At 39.6% G+C, this 16,563-nt stretch carries 13 protein-coding genes and 1 riboswitch; of the genes, 11 read left to right on the plus strand and 2 right to left on the minus strand.

From position 1 onward, the window contains the following. Positions 1 to 541 precede the first annotated feature (541 nt). Positions 542 to 1,471 carry a DUF2268 domain-containing putative Zn-dependent protease gene (locus tag PTI45_RS20080; RefSeq protein ID WP_069329369.1) on the plus strand — a complete coding sequence of 310 codons (930 nt, stop codon included), beginning with the start codon at positions 542 to 544 and terminating at the stop codon, positions 1,469 to 1,471. Continuing rightward, positions 1,446 to 2,225 (plus strand): MerR family transcriptional regulator, encoded by a 780-nt coding sequence (locus PTI45_RS20085; RefSeq protein ID WP_069329370.1) that lies wholly within the window; start codon positions 1,446 to 1,448, stop codon positions 2,223 to 2,225. Before PTI45_RS20080 ends, PTI45_RS20085 begins: the two co-directional genes overlap by 26 nt. Positions 2,226 to 2,739: 514 nt before the next feature. On the opposite strand, the gene PTI45_RS20090 is transcribed toward PTI45_RS20085, so the two are convergent. Continuing rightward, the gene (locus PTI45_RS20090; RefSeq protein WP_069329371.1) at positions 2,740 to 4,131 is read right to left on the minus strand and encodes an NCS2 family permease; all 1,392 of its coding nucleotides are present in this window, start codon (positions 4,129 to 4,131) and stop codon (positions 2,740 to 2,742) included. Between the two features lie 174 nt (positions 4,132 to 4,305). Next, a riboswitch (purine riboswitch) is annotated at positions 4,306 to 4,404 on the minus strand. A 443-nt stretch (positions 4,405 to 4,847) separates the two neighbouring features. On the opposite strand from PTI45_RS20090, the gene PTI45_RS20095 reads away from it, so the two are divergent. From PTI45_RS20095 to PTI45_RS20115, 5 genes are all read left to right on the plus strand, one after another. Then, positions 4,848 to 5,648: an ABC transporter ATP-binding protein gene (locus PTI45_RS20095; protein WP_069329372.1), complete on the plus strand. Its 801-nt coding sequence runs from the start codon at positions 4,848 to 4,850 to the stop codon at positions 5,646 to 5,648. Between the two features lie 3 nt (positions 5,649 to 5,651). Continuing rightward, a complete protein-coding gene (locus PTI45_RS20100; RefSeq protein ID WP_083243641.1) occupies positions 5,652 to 6,467 on the plus strand; it encodes an ABC transporter permease in 816 nt (271 codons plus the stop codon). After that, positions 6,464 to 7,390 carry an ABC transporter permease gene (locus PTI45_RS20105; RefSeq protein ID WP_083243642.1) on the plus strand — a complete coding sequence of 309 codons (927 nt, stop codon included), beginning with the start codon at positions 6,464 to 6,466 and terminating at the stop codon, positions 7,388 to 7,390. Before PTI45_RS20100 ends, PTI45_RS20105 begins: the two co-directional genes overlap by 4 nt. Positions 7,391 to 7,465: 75 nt before the next feature. Beyond that, positions 7,466 to 8,542 carry an ABC transporter substrate-binding protein gene (locus PTI45_RS20110; RefSeq protein ID WP_069329373.1) on the plus strand — a complete coding sequence of 359 codons (1,077 nt, stop codon included), beginning with the start codon at positions 7,466 to 7,468 and terminating at the stop codon, positions 8,540 to 8,542. Between the two features lie 49 nt (positions 8,543 to 8,591). After that, on the plus strand, positions 8,592 to 9,950 hold the full coding sequence (locus PTI45_RS20115) for an aspartate aminotransferase family protein (protein WP_069329374.1): 1,359 nt from the start codon (positions 8,592 to 8,594) through the stop codon (positions 9,948 to 9,950). Here PTI45_RS20115 and PTI45_RS20120 read toward each other — a convergent pair. After that, positions 9,925 to 11,613 (minus strand): PucR family transcriptional regulator, encoded by a 1,689-nt coding sequence (locus tag PTI45_RS20120; protein ID WP_069329375.1) that lies wholly within the window; start codon positions 11,611 to 11,613, stop codon positions 9,925 to 9,927. The two genes, PTI45_RS20115 and PTI45_RS20120, sit on opposite strands and share 26 nt — an antisense overlap. 331 nt (positions 11,614 to 11,944) lie before the next feature. Between PTI45_RS20120 and PTI45_RS20125 the strand changes: the two genes are divergently transcribed. The 4 genes from PTI45_RS20125 to PTI45_RS20140 all read left to right on the plus strand — a co-directional run bounded on the left by PTI45_RS20125 (position 11,945) and on the right by PTI45_RS20140 (position 16,423). After that, complete coding sequence (locus PTI45_RS20125) at positions 11,945 to 13,336, plus strand: NAD(P)-dependent oxidoreductase (RefSeq protein WP_069329376.1); 1,392 nt, start codon at positions 11,945 to 11,947, stop codon at positions 13,334 to 13,336. Positions 13,337 to 13,473: 137 nt separating this feature from the next. Then, positions 13,474 to 14,766 (plus strand): NAD-dependent dihydropyrimidine dehydrogenase subunit PreA, encoded by a 1,293-nt coding sequence (gene preA / locus PTI45_RS20130; protein ID WP_069329377.1) that lies wholly within the window; start codon positions 13,474 to 13,476, stop codon positions 14,764 to 14,766. Next, positions 14,763 to 16,196: a dihydropyrimidinase gene (gene hydA, locus PTI45_RS20135; RefSeq protein ID WP_069329378.1), complete on the plus strand. Its 1,434-nt coding sequence runs from the start codon at positions 14,763 to 14,765 to the stop codon at positions 16,194 to 16,196. Before preA ends, hydA begins: the two co-directional genes overlap by 4 nt. After that, positions 16,196 to 16,423 carry a hypothetical protein gene (locus PTI45_RS20140; RefSeq protein ID WP_069329379.1) on the plus strand — a complete coding sequence of 76 codons (228 nt, stop codon included), beginning with the start codon at positions 16,196 to 16,198 and terminating at the stop codon, positions 16,421 to 16,423. Before hydA ends, PTI45_RS20140 begins: the two co-directional genes overlap by 1 nt. Positions 16,424 to 16,563 lie beyond the last annotated feature (140 nt).

Genomic DNA, 16,563 nt, shown 5'->3' on the forward strand with positions numbered 1-16,563 from the left:
TTCGTTTTTCGTTGTCTGTGTTTCTCGGTGACAACTTTTATATCATATCATGTTTCCAACCACTTGGCAAGCACTTTTTTTGAAGTGTTTTTTCAAGTTGTTTTCGTATGATATTTTGTGGATGTTGTCGTTCGTTCGTGACAACTTTTATAATATATCATGGCTGAATTTATTTAGCAAGCATTATTTTATATTTTTAATTTTTCATTTCATCAGTAGGTATTAAGTAGACATCTGGTTGTTATTCTATTGCAGTTTATTTATTCTACTTCTTTAATCCTCGAGCCAACAGAGTCTCTACTCTCTACTCTCTACTCTCTACTCTCTACTCTCTACTCTCTACTCTCTACTCTCTACTCTCTACTCTCTACTCTCTACTCTCTACTCTCTACTCTCTACTCTCTACTCTCTACTCTCTACATTATTGTACGATTCGGCGCATTAGAAATGAAAGTTTATGATGTGCCTATTCTTTTCTTGACTGTCACGTAAGGGGATACTTGATAATGGAATAGTCATCTTTAACAAAGGAGGGATTACAATGAATATAAAGACACTACGTTCAGATCGAATCTATCAATCAATTATAGATACTTCATCAGAACAAAAGGTAGAACAGTATCGTACACAGATGTTGCTTCCTTTTATAAAGAAATGGGATATTCAACAAATCCCGTATAAAGCAGATGCCTCTCATTCTTTTGATGTAATTACATTTAATAATATGATGAATATTGCTCCACAAGATATTACTGAAGATGTGTATCCTCTATTAGAAGCCATTTCCTCTGAACAGTTTTGGAAAGATTGTGATGCAGCTGTGCAGGATAGTTTGAGCTTATTTGAACAAAATCAAATTCCTTTGAGTGTTACTAACTATGTGTATACCGTTTTATTAGGGGATTCTAATAGCTCCGTCTTAGCGATTAATGAAGGAATCTGCGGAGATGGTGGAATTCCTGGTCATATTCTAGTTACACTGCTTCCAAATGAGTATACACTCCCTCGCATTCAGTCTGTACTCGCACATGAATGCAATCATAATGTAAGATATCAATTTATCAAATGGAATTATGAGCAGATAACGTTAGGAGAATTAATTGTGAGTGAGGGATTGGCAGAAAGTTTTGCCACTACTCTATATGGTGAACATTTATTAGGACCGTGGGTGTCCAAAGCAAATATGAGTACTTTAAATCATCACATTAAGCCCCTACTAGAAGATAAAATGGATCGAAGTGGCTTTAATCAAATAAGTCCTTATTTATACGGTGATGACATTACTAACATGCAATATGGTGAACCTGTAGGAATGCCTTACGCAGGTGGCTATGCTTGTGGTTATTATTTGATTCAATATTATTTAAAGAAAACCGGCAAAAGTATTATAGAAGCAACGATTACTCCAGCAGAACTTATTTTAGCGGAGACAAAGGAATTTTGGCATGAAACCACAATTGTTCTCGATTAAAAATATACTTCATATTACAGGGATCACTAAACGTGCATTGCATCATTATCATAAAATTGGTTTGTTGCCTCCAAGTTATGTTGGTGAGAACGGATATCGGTTGTACGATCAACAAGCACTTGCGACATTACAGATGATTTTGCTATTTAAAGAAATGGGATTTTCACTGACAGAGATATCTATTATGCTTCCTTTATCTAAAGATGAACAAAAAGAGATCTTACTTCATCAACGCGGTCTACTTGAACAACGAAAACAAAAGTTGACTACCGTTATTGAACAATTGGATCATTATATAGAAGGAACAGATATACAGAAGCTAAATATATTTGATGATTCTTCTACTTTCTCTATCAAAGATCAGTATGATACAGAAGCTAAATTGGTGTATGGAGATACGGAGAAATATCAGGAATTCCAAGCAAACCTAGAACATTTATCTGATAGCGATAAAAAAGAGGCATACACACAATTTTCGGCAGATGTTGAGCATATTTTTCACAGGATCGCTCAACACCAGCAACTTTCCCCATCTTCTAATGAAGTACAAGACTTAATAGGTCAATGGAGCCGTATGCTTGGGCGGTTTATGGTTTGTGATGAAGCTATTTTATTATGTATAGCAGAGACTTATGTGACTGATGAACGTTTTGTTCGTTATTTTGATCAGTTTGGTGAAGAAGGTTATTTGGACTTTTTGCATCGTTCTATTGTTTATTTTGTAAAAGAGTATAAAAAGTTGAGTGAGAGTTAAGTATGTAGGAGTAATAGAAATAAGATCCATTTTAAAAAATGAGTTCGGTTATATGAAAGGAAAAGAATAAATTGAATAGATCGAGCACATTCATTGAGGATATACACAATACTCATGAAAAATATAGAATACGAGTAATAAGCGAATCATTAAATAAGTAGATGAATCGAATATAAATAAATTAAATAGAAATGAACTAAAGAGAATTAAATCAATAGAATGAACTCAATCAAAAACCCCTTTTAACGGCTCTGTTAGCTGTTAAAAGGGGTTTTAGTTTTGTTACTCTTTGATTAACTTAAGGCTGATTTATTGCTTTTTTAGTTATGCCTAAATTTTGAGTTATGCCTAAATTTTGAGTTTTAATGATTTGTATGTTATTCCGTTAGTTAGACTTGCGTACATTACGGAATATTCCATACTGCTGTTACTTTTCAAATGATGAGTTAACTTTTAAATAATGCATTTCTTACTGGTATCATTTGATTCGAAAATATAATGTGATGATACTGGATTACTCTGAGCCCAGGAATGCATAGCGACAGATGACAAGGATAGCAAGTACCCACATCAACCAGTGTACTTTAACTTTACGCGGTGAAGCGATGTTGCTAAAGAATCCTAAAACTACGAAAGCAATAATACCTGCTGAGATCCCGTTTGCAATACCATTTGTAAATGGCATAAAGATAATCGTTAAGAAAGCAGGGAATGCTTGCATAAAGTCGTCCCACTCGATCTTGCTTACCTGACTCATCATCAATACACCAACAATTACTAATGCTGGAGCTGTTGCCGCAGAAGGAACCACCAAAGCTAAAGGAGCAATAAACAATGCACATAAGAACAATACTCCTGTAGTAATAGCGGTCAAACCTGTACGTCCACCTTCAGCTACACCTGCTGTACTTTCAACATAAGAAGTAATTGTACTTGTACCTAAAACAGCACCTGCACTTACCCCTACTGCATCAACCAACATAGCTTTGCTGATTTTCTTTTCGCCTTCTTCTTTGTTTTTGAACAATCCTGCACGTTCGGCTGTACCTACCAATGTACCGAAAGTATCGAATAGTTCAACAAAGGTAAAGATAAAGATAATTTCGAATAATCCTATACCGATTGCGCCTTTGATATCTAATTGTCCAACCGCTAGATTATCAAAAGAAGGAATCCAATGTGCAGTAGACAAACTGCTTAGATCTGTAACACCCATTGGAATACCAATCAATGTAACTACGATAATACCGATTAATAATCCACCTTTGATACGTAATACCATCAGTATACCGATAACGAATAACCCGATAATCGCAAGTAATGTATCCGGGCTATGCATGAAATCGCCCAATGCTAATTGGAAATCAGAACCTTTAACTGTTACAGGAGCTGCTAATTGAGCAACATCTGTAACGCCTTTAACCGTAGCTGATACCGAAACTACATTTCCAAGCTTCAATCCAATAATGGTGACAAATAATCCTATACCTACAGTGATCGCCATTTTGATTGATTGTGGTACAGCGACCAGCAATAACTGACGAACTTTGGTAATTGTTAAAATGATAAAGATAATCCCCGAAAGAAACACTGCACCTAAAGCCGCTTGCCATGTGATCATTCCGTTGGAGCTAAGTACAACAGTCATAAAGTAAGCATTCAAACCCATACCTGGTGCAAGAGCTACCGGAATATTTGCAAATAATCCCATTAAAATCGTAACCAATCCAGCACCTACAGCTGTAGCGAAAAACACGCCTTCTGCGGGTATACCTGCTCCACCTGGTCCCAAGAACAAGTTATTAACGAACAGAATGTATGCCATCGTGATGAAGGTTGTTAAGCCTGCGATCATTTCTGTTTTTACACTCGTGCCGTGTTCCTTCAACTTAAAGAAACGTTCCATTATTGCTATCTTCCTCCTCTTGGAAATGAATAGAGAAAACGACAAGAGACCCCGATAGACGAGCTGTTCATCGGGGTCTCTAAGAATCAAAATAACGGCGTGTCATAGTATTCTTAAATAGTCTATGTATATCGATATCGATATCGATATACATAGACGCTAAAGAAAACCTACACTGCCATTGCTTCATTCCGTAGAGAGATCATTCCGGTGATCCGTAGAGACTCCTGAGCCTATTCTCAAGATTATACGAAGTGTTTTTCAATTGTCGCCAAACTCTATTCGCTGTCTTTGATACGTGTTGTTATTTTCATATCAAACAGCTTTACTTGTTACATTCTAGGATAGGATTATAAGGTTGTCAATCAAAAAGCGAATGTTATTTATATGTACATGTGTAATCGTTCGTCAATCTGTAAATATTATCTGTAATAATGATCACTTGATCGTTTTTCACTGCCAAAAAATGATAGATTAATTCTAATTTTAACGAATATATGAGTGATCTGGACAAAGTGACGTAATTTTGTGATAGCAATCTTACTTTTTGTCTAATGCTATACGCCTTTGTTTTATTTAATATGTTAGTTAATCGAACATAAAGTTAGTTTATCTGACATTTAATATTGAGTTTAAGTCAATTTTTGATTATGATATGACTTAATAAGTTAGGTTAAACGTCATTAGAGGCTTATGAATCTTTGGAGGGGATAAAAATGTCTTTGACCGCTTCTACGGTAAAGCATCAAGTACAAACACCTGAGATTCAGCTAAAAGATGTTGAAATGCGTTATCCAACAGATACTGGTGATGTTCTTGCTCTACATCAAGTGAGTCTTGATATTGGCAAAGGAGAATTTGTCTCATTATTAGGCCCTTCTGGTTGTGGAAAAACTACATTACTTCGGCTTATGGCTGATCTGATTCAGCCTACCAGTGGCAGTATTCATGTCGCAGGCAAAACAGCTAAAGAAGCACGATTAGCTCAAAAATACGGGATTGTTTTTCAAAGTCCTGTGTTGTACGACTGGCGTAAAGTCAAACAAAATGTAGCGCTTCCTCTAGAGTTAGTAGGCGTTAGTAAAATCGAACGTGAACGCAAAGCCATCGAATTATTGGAATTAGTAGGACTTGAAAAATTTGCAGATCAATATCCATGGCAACTGAGTGGTGGTATGCAACAACGAGCTGCTATTGCAAGAGCACTGGCAATGGAGCCTGAAATTCTACTAATGGATGAACCGTTCTCTGCCCTAGATGAATTTACAAGAGAACGCTTAAATGAAGAGTTATTGTCTGTATGGAATAACATTCAAAATACGATTGTATTTGTGACTCACAGTATTCCCGAATCGATTTTTTTATCAGATCGAGTATTTGTATTATCCCCACATCCTGGAAGATTGTCGGCAGTGGTTGAAATCCCTTTACCTAGACCACGTACACAGGAAATGCGTAACAGTCCAGCCTTTTTTGAATTGATTGCCCGTATTCGCGATAGCTTTGAAGGGGTGTGACGTATGAAAGGAAATCATCTTTTTGTACGTAATCGCCTGTTGCCTGCTATGGTCTGGGTTATTGCGATCTTGGTAATCTGGGAACTTACATCATGGGCACTATTAAATATAGGTCATCTGCCTTTGGCTCAATCCAAACTTCCTTATCTTCATGAAGTGCTAGCCACCAGTATTCAATATAGTGGAACGTTGATCAAAGAAGGTAGTGCTACATTTGGTAATGCAGGCATAGGATTTTTGCTTGGCGCTCTGGCAGGTGTTGTACTGGCTATATTGATGAGCATATCGACATGGATCGAAAAATTAACCTTTCCATATGCTGTAGCTTCACAAATGATTCCGGTACTTGGACTCGCACCTATTATTTATGGAATTGTACGAGATGAGTATATTTCACGGATTCTGATCTCGGGATATATTACATTTTTTCCGGTAGCACTCAATATGTTACGAGGATTACGAAGTGTTGAACCTTCCGCTCTCGAATTGATGCATTCTTATGCGGCTAAACCGTGGAGTATTTATTGGAAATTACGATTACCTGCTGCTATCCCCGGACTTTTTAGTGGATTAAAAATTGCGGCTCCTCTAGCTGTAACTGGCGCTATTCTTGTTGAACTAATGGGAGCACAACATGGTATCGGCGTGATTATGCTTCGCAATCTGTATTATGGCCCTTCTCATGTATATATGTTCTGGTCGACTGTTTTTATCGGAGCTTTACTTGGCATACTCAGCTATTGGTTGATTAGCTTGATCGAACGTATCGTATCTCCATGGCAACCTGAATTCCGCTCCAAAGGAGGTAGCCATTCATGAACAAACCATCATCGGCACAGAACAAAAAAGTGGCTGCTACATATATCTCTGAATTACCTTCTTCAACTCTTCCTTCTCCACATTCTTCGTTAACAGAACAGCAACAAGCAAAAGGAACAGATCAACCTTCGCGCAAACGTCAGAGCAAGAACAAATCATTATTAGGTGGTGGAAAACTATGGCTTCCTCTTGGTTCAGGTATCTTATTCGTGGCATTATGGCAAATAGAGGTTTTTCACAAGATATTTGATCTTAAAAAATATCAACTTCCTCTTCCTTCAGCAATTGCATCGTCTATACAAGAAAATTGGAGTCTTCTACTATCCTATACCGGATACACATTAGCTGAAGCTGTACTGGGCATGCTCATAGGTTCTTTATTCGGATTCATTATTGCTCTTATTGCTACAGCTTCTCCACGTTGGGGTGCAGGAAGTCTTACTTTAGTAGCCGCTTTAAATGCTGTTCCTATTGTAGCGCTGGCTCCAATTATGAATCTATGGTTCGGTGATGGTATCGGTTCACGAATCGCTATCGTCACTGCAACAACTATGGCGGCTATGGCTCTTAACGCTTATAAAGGAATGTCATCTGTTGATCCACTCGCTCTTGATCTTATGCATTCCTATGCCGCCAATAAAGGAAAAGTCTTTCGTTATTTACGTATCCAACATAGCTTACCGTATGTATTTACTGCTCTCAAAATCAATGCTACTGCTAGCATGATCGGAGCTATTGTCGGTGAGTTCTTCTTTTCTTCGCAAGGACTGGGTTACCTCCTCTCTAATTCTATCAAAATTGCCAAAATGCCACTGGGTTGGTCATGTATCGTGCTGGCTGCTATCGCCGGTATTATTTTCTATATGGTGGTAGAGCGATTAGAAAAAGTATGTATTCGCTGGCATCCTTCTCAGCGCACCTAAATGACCGGGCATACATCCGCTTTATTTTCGCATATAGCTATCGAGAATAGATTAACGATTCAGGGGGAATAAAAGATGAACATCCAACCACAAAAAGTTCAAGCCAGTCTTGTAATTATGCTGGTGATCATGATTACGATGCTTGCAGGATGCGGTGGAATGAAAAGTGCTTCGACAGACACAGGTACAACAGCGAATGCCAATGAAGCGACTTCAACAGAACCCGTAACCGTCAAGTTACAGTTGAAATGGGTACCTCAAGCACAATTTGCTGGTTATTTTGTCGCTAAAGATAAAGGTTATTATGAGCAAGAAGGTCTAAATGTGGAGATTCTTCCAGGCGGCCCAGATATTGTTCCTGAGCAACAGGTGGCTGGTGGTTCCGCAGATATCGGTGTAGATTGGGTTGGAAGTCTGCTGACGAGTCAGGAACAGGAAATGCCATTGATTCAAATCGCTCAAATTTTCCAAAAAAGTGGTCTAGTGGTGGTATCTAAAAAATCGGCTGGCATTAACTCTCCTGCTGATCTAAAAGGTAAAAAAGTAGGCAACTGGATGGGTGGAAATGAATTCGAACTATTGGCTTTATTCGATAAGTACGGGCTTGATCCGAACAAAGATGTGAGCTTTACCAAACAAGGATTCACAATGGATCAATTTCTAGGTGGCGAATTAGATGCCGCTTCAGCTATGACCTATAACGAATATCAAATTTTGCTAGAGTCTGGTCTTAAAGATAGCGATCTGAATGTGATTGATATGAACGACGAAGGCGTAGCGATGTTAGAAGATAATTTATTTGCCAATAAAGAGTGGCTAGATGCGAATAAAGAAACCGCCGCTAAATTTGTACGTGCTTCACTTAAAGGATGGAAAGATGCGATGGCTGATCCTGAAGCGGCAGTTGACAGTGTAATGAAGCAAGCGGAATCGGGCAGTACTACGAAAGAACATCAACTTAAAATGATGCAAGAAGTAGCAAAATTGATTCAACCTGAAGGATTCGATGAAACTAAAATGGGCTACACTGACGAGAAAATGTTCCAGCAGACTGCTGATATCGCTTTGAAATTTGGCGTCATTAAAGAAGCGGCTAATGTGCAAGAAGCGTATACCAATGAAATTGTAGATATGGCTAGTAAAATGCAGTAAGAGTCACTGCTCGCTATTAATGATCCAGCAACAGAGAGGAGAAATCATCATGCTCGAATTAGGAACAGACAGTGAATCAGCAATCCAAAAGGATCAGCGCTATTTGTGGCATAATATAACTCCTTACAATGAAGCAGCTCCACCGATGATCGCTGCGACAGGTAGTGGATCATGGGTAACAGACACCAATGGTCAGCGTTATATGGATGGAATGTCTGGTCTATGGTGTGTGAATGTGGGCTACGGTCGCAAAGAGTTAGCGGAAGCGGCATATGAACAACTGTTACAACTTCCTTATTTTCCATTAACACAAAGTCATATGCCTGCGATTGCACTTGCGGAAAAGTTGAATAACTGGCTTGGTGATGATTATGTGATCTTCTTTTCTAATAGTGGTTCTGAAGCTAATGAAGCGGCTTTCAAAATCGCACGTCAATATCAACAACAGATTGGACAGCATTATCGCCATAAATTTATTTCGCGTTATCGTGGGTATCATGGTAGTTCTATGGGTGCGCTATCAGCTACAGGGCAGGCTCAACGTAAATATAAATATGAACCGTTAAGTGGTGGATTCCTGCATGTGGCTCCACCGGACAGTTACCGTCGTCTGGCTGGTCAAACAGTAGAAGAGTTCAACCTGCACTGTGCTCAAGCGATCGAAGATATGATCATCTGGGAAGGGGTTGAAACGATTGCCGCTGTAATTATGGAGCCTGTGATTACGGGTGGTGGTATTATTATTCCCCATCAAGTGTATATGGATCGGGTACAAGAGATTTGTCGTACTCATGGTGTGCTACTTATTATAGATGAAGTGATCTGCGGATTCGGACGATCCGGTCAAAAGTTCGGGCATCATAACTTTGGGATAAAACCGGATATTGTGACGATGGCTAAAGGATTAACGAGTGGGTATTTGCCACTATCAGCTACGGCTGTCCGCAAAGATATCTATGAAGCATTTAAAGATAAAAGTGATGATTACGGGCATTTTCGGCATGTAAATACATTTGGTGGTAATCCTGCGGCATGTGCATTAGCACTACGTAATCTGGAAGTGATTGAGCAAGAACATCTTATTGAACGTGCTCAACTGTTAGGGCAACGCCTCAATACAGCAATGATGGATATTGCAGATCATCCACTAATCGGTGATATCCGTAGCTTCGGTCTGCTTACAGGCATTGAATTGGTTGAAAATAAAGACAGTAAAAAGCCAGCGTCACTCGATATCGTGAAGTCCATAATTGCCGGTTGTAAACGTAAAGGACTGATTATCGGCAAAAATGGCGATACGGTCGCTGGCTATAACAATATACTTACTTTTGCCCCTCCATTATCTTCTACAGATGAAGATTTGGAATTCTTGATTAGTACATTCAAACATGTGATGAGTGAGCATTAGGTACCGTCATTTTTTCTGGATACAAAAATTGATAAGCACGTAGAGCGACTTGAATCGATATGCGATTTTCAGGTGACATGTAATCTTCACCGAGCAGTTCGGTAATTTTGTCTAAGCGATAATATAACGATTGGCGTACGATAAATAATTTCTGCGCGGCAATCTGCTTGGAACCATCATGATCCAGATATACTCGTAATGTAAGAAGCAACTCACTGCCTTTGGACTGATCATGGTCAATCAGAGGCCCTAGATAGTTGCGAATAAAGGTCTGAAGCGTTTTGCCATCATTCAAGCTGAGTAGTAATTGAAATACGCCTAATTCTTCATAAAATAGTAACGTACTATCCGAACAGGAATACAGAGATAAGGCTTGAACAGCTTCTTGATAACTGGCTGAAACATTTTTCAAATGATGACCGGATTTACTTACACCAATAATTAATTTCAAATGCTTCAGCTTATCATCTGCATGAATATGTTGTAGAGATTGTAATGCCTGTTGAAGTCTTGGCTTCGCAGGCATTTTGGCTTGTTGATCCAGAGCAATCACTGTCAGTCGATTATTTTTGAGTGTGATAAGCGGATGAAATAGATACTTTTCGAAAATAGACCGTAAAGCTAGCGAAAGATGAAATGTGATCGACTCCCACTCATTCTCCGAACTGTTCCATTTTACATCTTGCGGATTCTCAATTTCGATAAGGCAGACACGATAAGGTAATTCATTCATGGCGGCGAAATCAGGTCCAATTAGACTTTTGAGTCGATGTTCATCTTCAATCCTTCCATAAATCAATTCCTCCACCCATAGATTTTCCGAAAATAACTTGCGTTCTTCCATATAACGGGTACGTAACAATTCTTGAGCGATGGATAGCGAAGCCGAATCTAGTAATAAACAATCATACTCTTGTGGTTTGTGCGGACAGATCAACATAATGTATGCCCATGTCTGATCCAAAGCACCTACAGGCTTGAGCACAATCGTTTGTTGCTGATATTCACGAAAATAAGGTGCAGTATCATGTTGTACCCCATCTATGCTTTCATTAAATGCTGCAAAAAAATCCAATAGCGGACGTTGCTTATCAGGAGAAAGTGCCGGGAAAAAGGAAGGTTTGCCTTGCAACTGTAAATAGATCACTTGATGATGCGTGCTTTGATGTAGCAATTGTAATACTTTCGTAGTGCCTTGCGAAGTGAGCGTTAACCGATTGAATTCACGTGAAATACTTTCTAATTCTTGAAGCATACGATGATGGTGATTAATAATCAATGAGTGTAGATCGAGCGTAATATCTACAAACCGTACGGTTTCTTTAAAAATAATCAAAGGAAAATTGTGGCGATTGGCAAGTTCAATCATTTCAGCAGGAATCTGTTGAAAAAAGTCGCCCAGTTCAATACAAAGACATGCTGCCTTTTTCTGAATTAAATTTTCCATAAATTCGAGTGCAGTTGCAAGATGATGATGGAATTGCATACCTGTAGTCAGAATCATTTCTTCTCCATGAATAAGACTTTCAAAATTAGAACTCTCCAGCACATGTACCCAACGAACATAATTCTTTGTTCCTCTGATTCCTCCGATCACTTCTGCTTGAGCAAATAAAGGTCTTGTCATCGCATCTTCGATAGTAAACATACGGTTTCCTTCCATCTCTCCCCCGCCTTTCTCTAAATCATGGATCAATCACCTTTATACAAAGTAACGTTCAGCCGCAGCTGTATCTACGCTATGGTCGTCAAAAATAAACTTTTGAAATTAGACACTCTGTCTAATGTAATAAAAAAGCGAATTGTCTATAGTTTTAATATATAAATGTTATATTACATAACCTATATGGGTATGAATTATACTATATTTATGCTTTATATGATATTTTAAAATAATTTCACCGAAAAAATCTATAAAAAGATCGATATTAGCGAAAAATATGTTACATTATTTAACACAAAATAGTTTTCTATACCCCAAGGAGGTTTAACCGATGGAACTTTCTTCTACATTGGCTTCGTTTACACCTGATCTATTTATGCATAATTTTGCGGAAGCAGAACCTGGTCTAACTCACAAGGGAGCTATAGAAGAATCGAATCGCTGTCTGTACTGTTATGATGCGCCATGTATAACAGCTTGTCCTACCGGAATCAATATCCCTTCTTTTATCAAACGTATTGCAACCGATAATCTAAAAGGCGCTGCATATACGATTATGGATGCTAATCCTGTTGGTGCTAGTTGTGCTCGTGTCTGTCCAACAGAAGAGTTATGTGAAGGCGCTTGTGTACTGAATGAAAGTTCCAAACCGATAGATATCGGAAGATTACAACGTTATGCTACGGATTGGGCGATCGAAAAAGACGCTTCTTTATTCGAAGCAGGTATTCCTAACGAGAAAAAAGTAGCGGTGATCGGTGGCGGTCCTGCTGGCTTGGCTGCTGCTCGTGAATTAGCACGTGAGGGATTCAGTGTCGTGATCTATGAATCGAAGCCACTTGCAGGTGGACTGGATACGCATGGTATTGTCTCTTTTCGTTTACCTCAATCCATATCGCTCTGGGAAGTTGAACAAGTACGAAAGTTAGGCGTCGATATTCGCACCCATATGAAAGTAGGCACTGATATCACTGCTGAGCAATTACTGACGGAATACGATGCAGTCGTCTTAGCAGCTGGCATGGGATACGTTCCTCCGATCAAAATTGAAGGGGAACAACTACAAGGCGTCTATGATGCGATTCAACTGGTTGAACAGACCAAAACAGGTCAACCTCATGTTAATCTAATCGGCAAAAAAGTAGCGGTGATCGGTGCAGGTAATACGGCTATTGATGGAGCTACCTGTTCAGTACGCTTAGGTGCTTCTAATGTGAAAATGGTCTACCGACGGACACGCGAAGAAATGACTGCTTATGATTTTGAATATGAATTTGCCAAACAAGAAGGGGTAGAATTCAACTGGTTAACATTACCCAAGCGAATTATTGGTGATGCTACAGGTAAAGTCACTCATCTAGAGTGTGTGCAAATGAAATTAACAGGTGAACTTGGTAAAGACGGGCGGTTAGTGCCGATGCCTGTTGAAGGTTCTGAATTCTTAATGCCCGTCGATGCTGTGGTAACAGCGATTGGACAAGAACGCCGTACCGATCTGATTGAGCATTTTGGATTAGAACATACATGGGGTGTCGTCAAGATTGATACGACGACTCATCGTACCTCTAATCCCAAAGTATATGCCGCAGGCGATATTATATTCGGATCGGGTCAAGGTGAAGCAATGGTCGTCTCTGCTGCGCAACAAGGAAAATTAGCAGCTTATGCAATCAGCCAACATTTACTTGCTCAAGAAGATCATTCTTTACGTTCGATTGTATAAAATAAGGCTTCCACTGCTATCAATACAAATAAGATCATTAAAATAAATCAATCCAAAATCTGATTTATAAATAGAAGATAGGCACATCTAATGTACTGTTTGAGATATAAGATGATATGACTAGGAGGTTGTTGATTATGGCAGATTTGAGTATTGATCTTGCAGGTATTCGTTCCCCTAATCCGTTCTGGCTCGCTTCTGCACCACCTACGAATACAGGATATCAAGTACAGCGTGCTTTTGAAGCAGGTTGGGGCGGAGCGGTCTGGAAAACGCTGGGTGATCCGATTATTAATACATCTGCCCGATTTGCAGCGATTAATTTCAACGGACAACGAGTCGCTGGATTTAACAATATTGAATTGATCTCTGACCGTCCATTAGATGTAAATCTTAAAGAAATCTATGAAACGAAAAAACGATTCCCCAATCATGCAGTTATTGCTTCTCTAATGGTTGAACCGACTCAATACAAATGGCATGAAATTGTAAAACGAGTCGAAGATGTAGGTGTCGATGGATTGGAATTGAACTTCGGTTGTCCGCATGGTATGGCTGAACGTGGTATGGGTGCGGCTTCCGGTCAACAACCCGATCTAGTCCAAGCACAGACCACATGGGCGAAAGAAGTAGCAACGACACCTGTAATTGTGAAATTAACTCCAAATATTACGGATATCACGGTGGTGGCTCGCCATGCTGTTAAAGGTGGTGCGGATGCGATTAGTCTGATCAATACGATCAATAGTCTTGCTGGTGTCGATATTCATAGTTGGAATACGATACCCCATGTCGGTGGTAAAGGGGCACATGGTGGATATTGTGGTCCTGCGGTAAAGCCGATTGCCCTAAATATGTTAGCCGAATGTGCTCGTGATATGAATGTAGGTGTACCTATCTCAGGAATCGGTGGCATTTCTACATGGCAAGATGTGGTTGAATTTATGTTAATGGGAGCTACAGGGATTCAAGTCTGTACTGCCGCAATGCATCACGGTTTCCGAATTGTCGAAGAAATGATCGATGGTCTCAACAACTATTTAGATGATAAAGGTCTTAGCTCGGTGACTGAATTGATTGGTCAAAGTGTATCCCGTTATTCCAATTGGGGTGATCTAGACCTTAATTATCAAGTTGTTGCTCGAATCAATGAAGAAAATTGTATTAACTGCAATAAGTGCCATATTGCTTGTGAAGACACTTCCCACCAATGTATTGATATGCTGACCAATGCTGAAGGAAAAAGTATTTTGCAAGTTCGTGAAGAAGATTGTGTAGGTTGTAATCTGTGTTCTATCGTCTGTCCTGTAGATGGTGCGATAGATATGATCGAAATACAAAACGGTATGGCGCCAATGAGCTGGAACGATCGTCAAAAAATGATCGGTTCGTTGAATGATTCGTATACCGGAGCTGAGGTGATTGGATGAAAAAGATTATTCGAAATGGAACGATTGTAACAGCAGCAGATACGTATGTCGCCGATCTATTAATCGAACATGGGATCATCACCAGTATCGGGCTTCATTTGGAAGCAGAAGATGCTGAAATAATTGATGCGAGTGGTTGCTATGTATTCCCTGGAGGTATTGATCCCCATACTCATCTTGATATGCCTTTTGGTGGAACCGTTACGGCTGATGATTTTGAGTCTGGCACCAAAGCAGCTGCATTCGGCGGTACAACGACAGTGATTGATTTCTGCTTAACGACTAAAGGTAATACCTTGCAAAGCGCTGTCGATACATGGCATAAGAAATCACGAGACAAAGCTGTCATTGATTATAGCTTTCATCTGATGGTCTCAGAAATTAATGATATTGTATTGGATGAATTACCTCAGATTATTGAAAAAGAAGGCATTACCTCATTTAAAGTATTTATGGCGTACAAAAATACATTTCAAGCCGATGACGGTACATTATTCAGAACATTGCAAACAGCGAAGCGTGAAGGCGCACTCGTGATGGTACATGCTGAAAATGGTGATGTGATCGAATACTTAGTCGAACAAGCACTAGCCGCTGGACAGACAGAACCTATCTATCATGCGCTTACCCGTCCTCCTGAATTAGAAGGTGAAGCTACCGGACGCGCTGCTTACCTTACCGGTCTGACGGATTCGCAATTATACGTGGTGCATGTGACTTGTGCGGAAGCTGTCTACAAAATTGAAGAAGCCCGCCGTAAAGGTCTACGTGTATATGGAGAAACATGTCCTCAATATTTACTATTGGATCAGAGCGATTTGGAAAAACCGAATTTTGAAGGAGCTAAATATGTATGGTCTCCTCCTCTACGTGAGAAATGGAATCAAGAAGTGTTGTGGGATGCTCTCTGGAATGGAAGTCTACAGACGATTGGTTCCGATCAATGCTCATTTAATTTTAAAGGGCAAAAAGATCTGGGGCTTCATGACTTCTCCAAAATACCGAATGGTGGGCCGCTGATCGAAGACCGATTCAGTGTCCTTTATTCTGAAGGAGTTGCTAAAGGACGAATCTCACTTAACAAATTTGTCGATATTATTGCTACAGCCAGCTCACGTCTATTTGGACTTTTTCCGCAGAAAGGAACACTTGCGATTGGTAGTGATGCTGATATTGTGATCTTCGATCCAACCGTCAAACGAACGATCTCAGCGCAAACGCATCATATGAATGTCGATTATAATGCTTTTGAAGGAATAGAGATTACAGGCGAACCGGTATCTGTACTGAGTCGAGGAGAATTTGTGATTCGAGATAAACAGTTTGTCGGTACGCCGGGAACCGGTCAGTATTTGCATCGTAATCGGTTTGAAGTTCCTACAACCCTGTTATCTTCTACAACTGAACAAGTAAGTGGAGGGATACGATAATGTCTGCTTTCGCTGATTTTGAAAAAGAAAAGCTGGCGATCGATCAATGGCTAGATAATGGATATAAAGTTATCGCTATTCAGGAAAGTCTGGAAGGCGCATGTGTCAAATTCAGTAAAGACCCTTCTCGTGCTAAGCATGATGATCTTCATCTCATTACTGCTGATGCTCGTAAATATCTAACGACTCGCTTACTAATGAATGGACAACTCGCTCGTTCGGTGTAACCTCTCCTCTTTACGCATAGATATCCTCCTATTCAAAAAGCCCATCTATACCGAACCAGTACCTCTTACTGGATTCGATCAGATGGGCTTTGAGCCATGTTGTCATTTCAAAAAGTAGATTGGCTTAGAAGTGAATGGAA

Origin of the sequence: Paenibacillus nuruki, assembly GCF_001721045.1 — a bacterium.
Lineage (GTDB): Bacteria > Bacillota > Bacilli > Paenibacillales > Paenibacillaceae > Saccharibacillus > Saccharibacillus nuruki.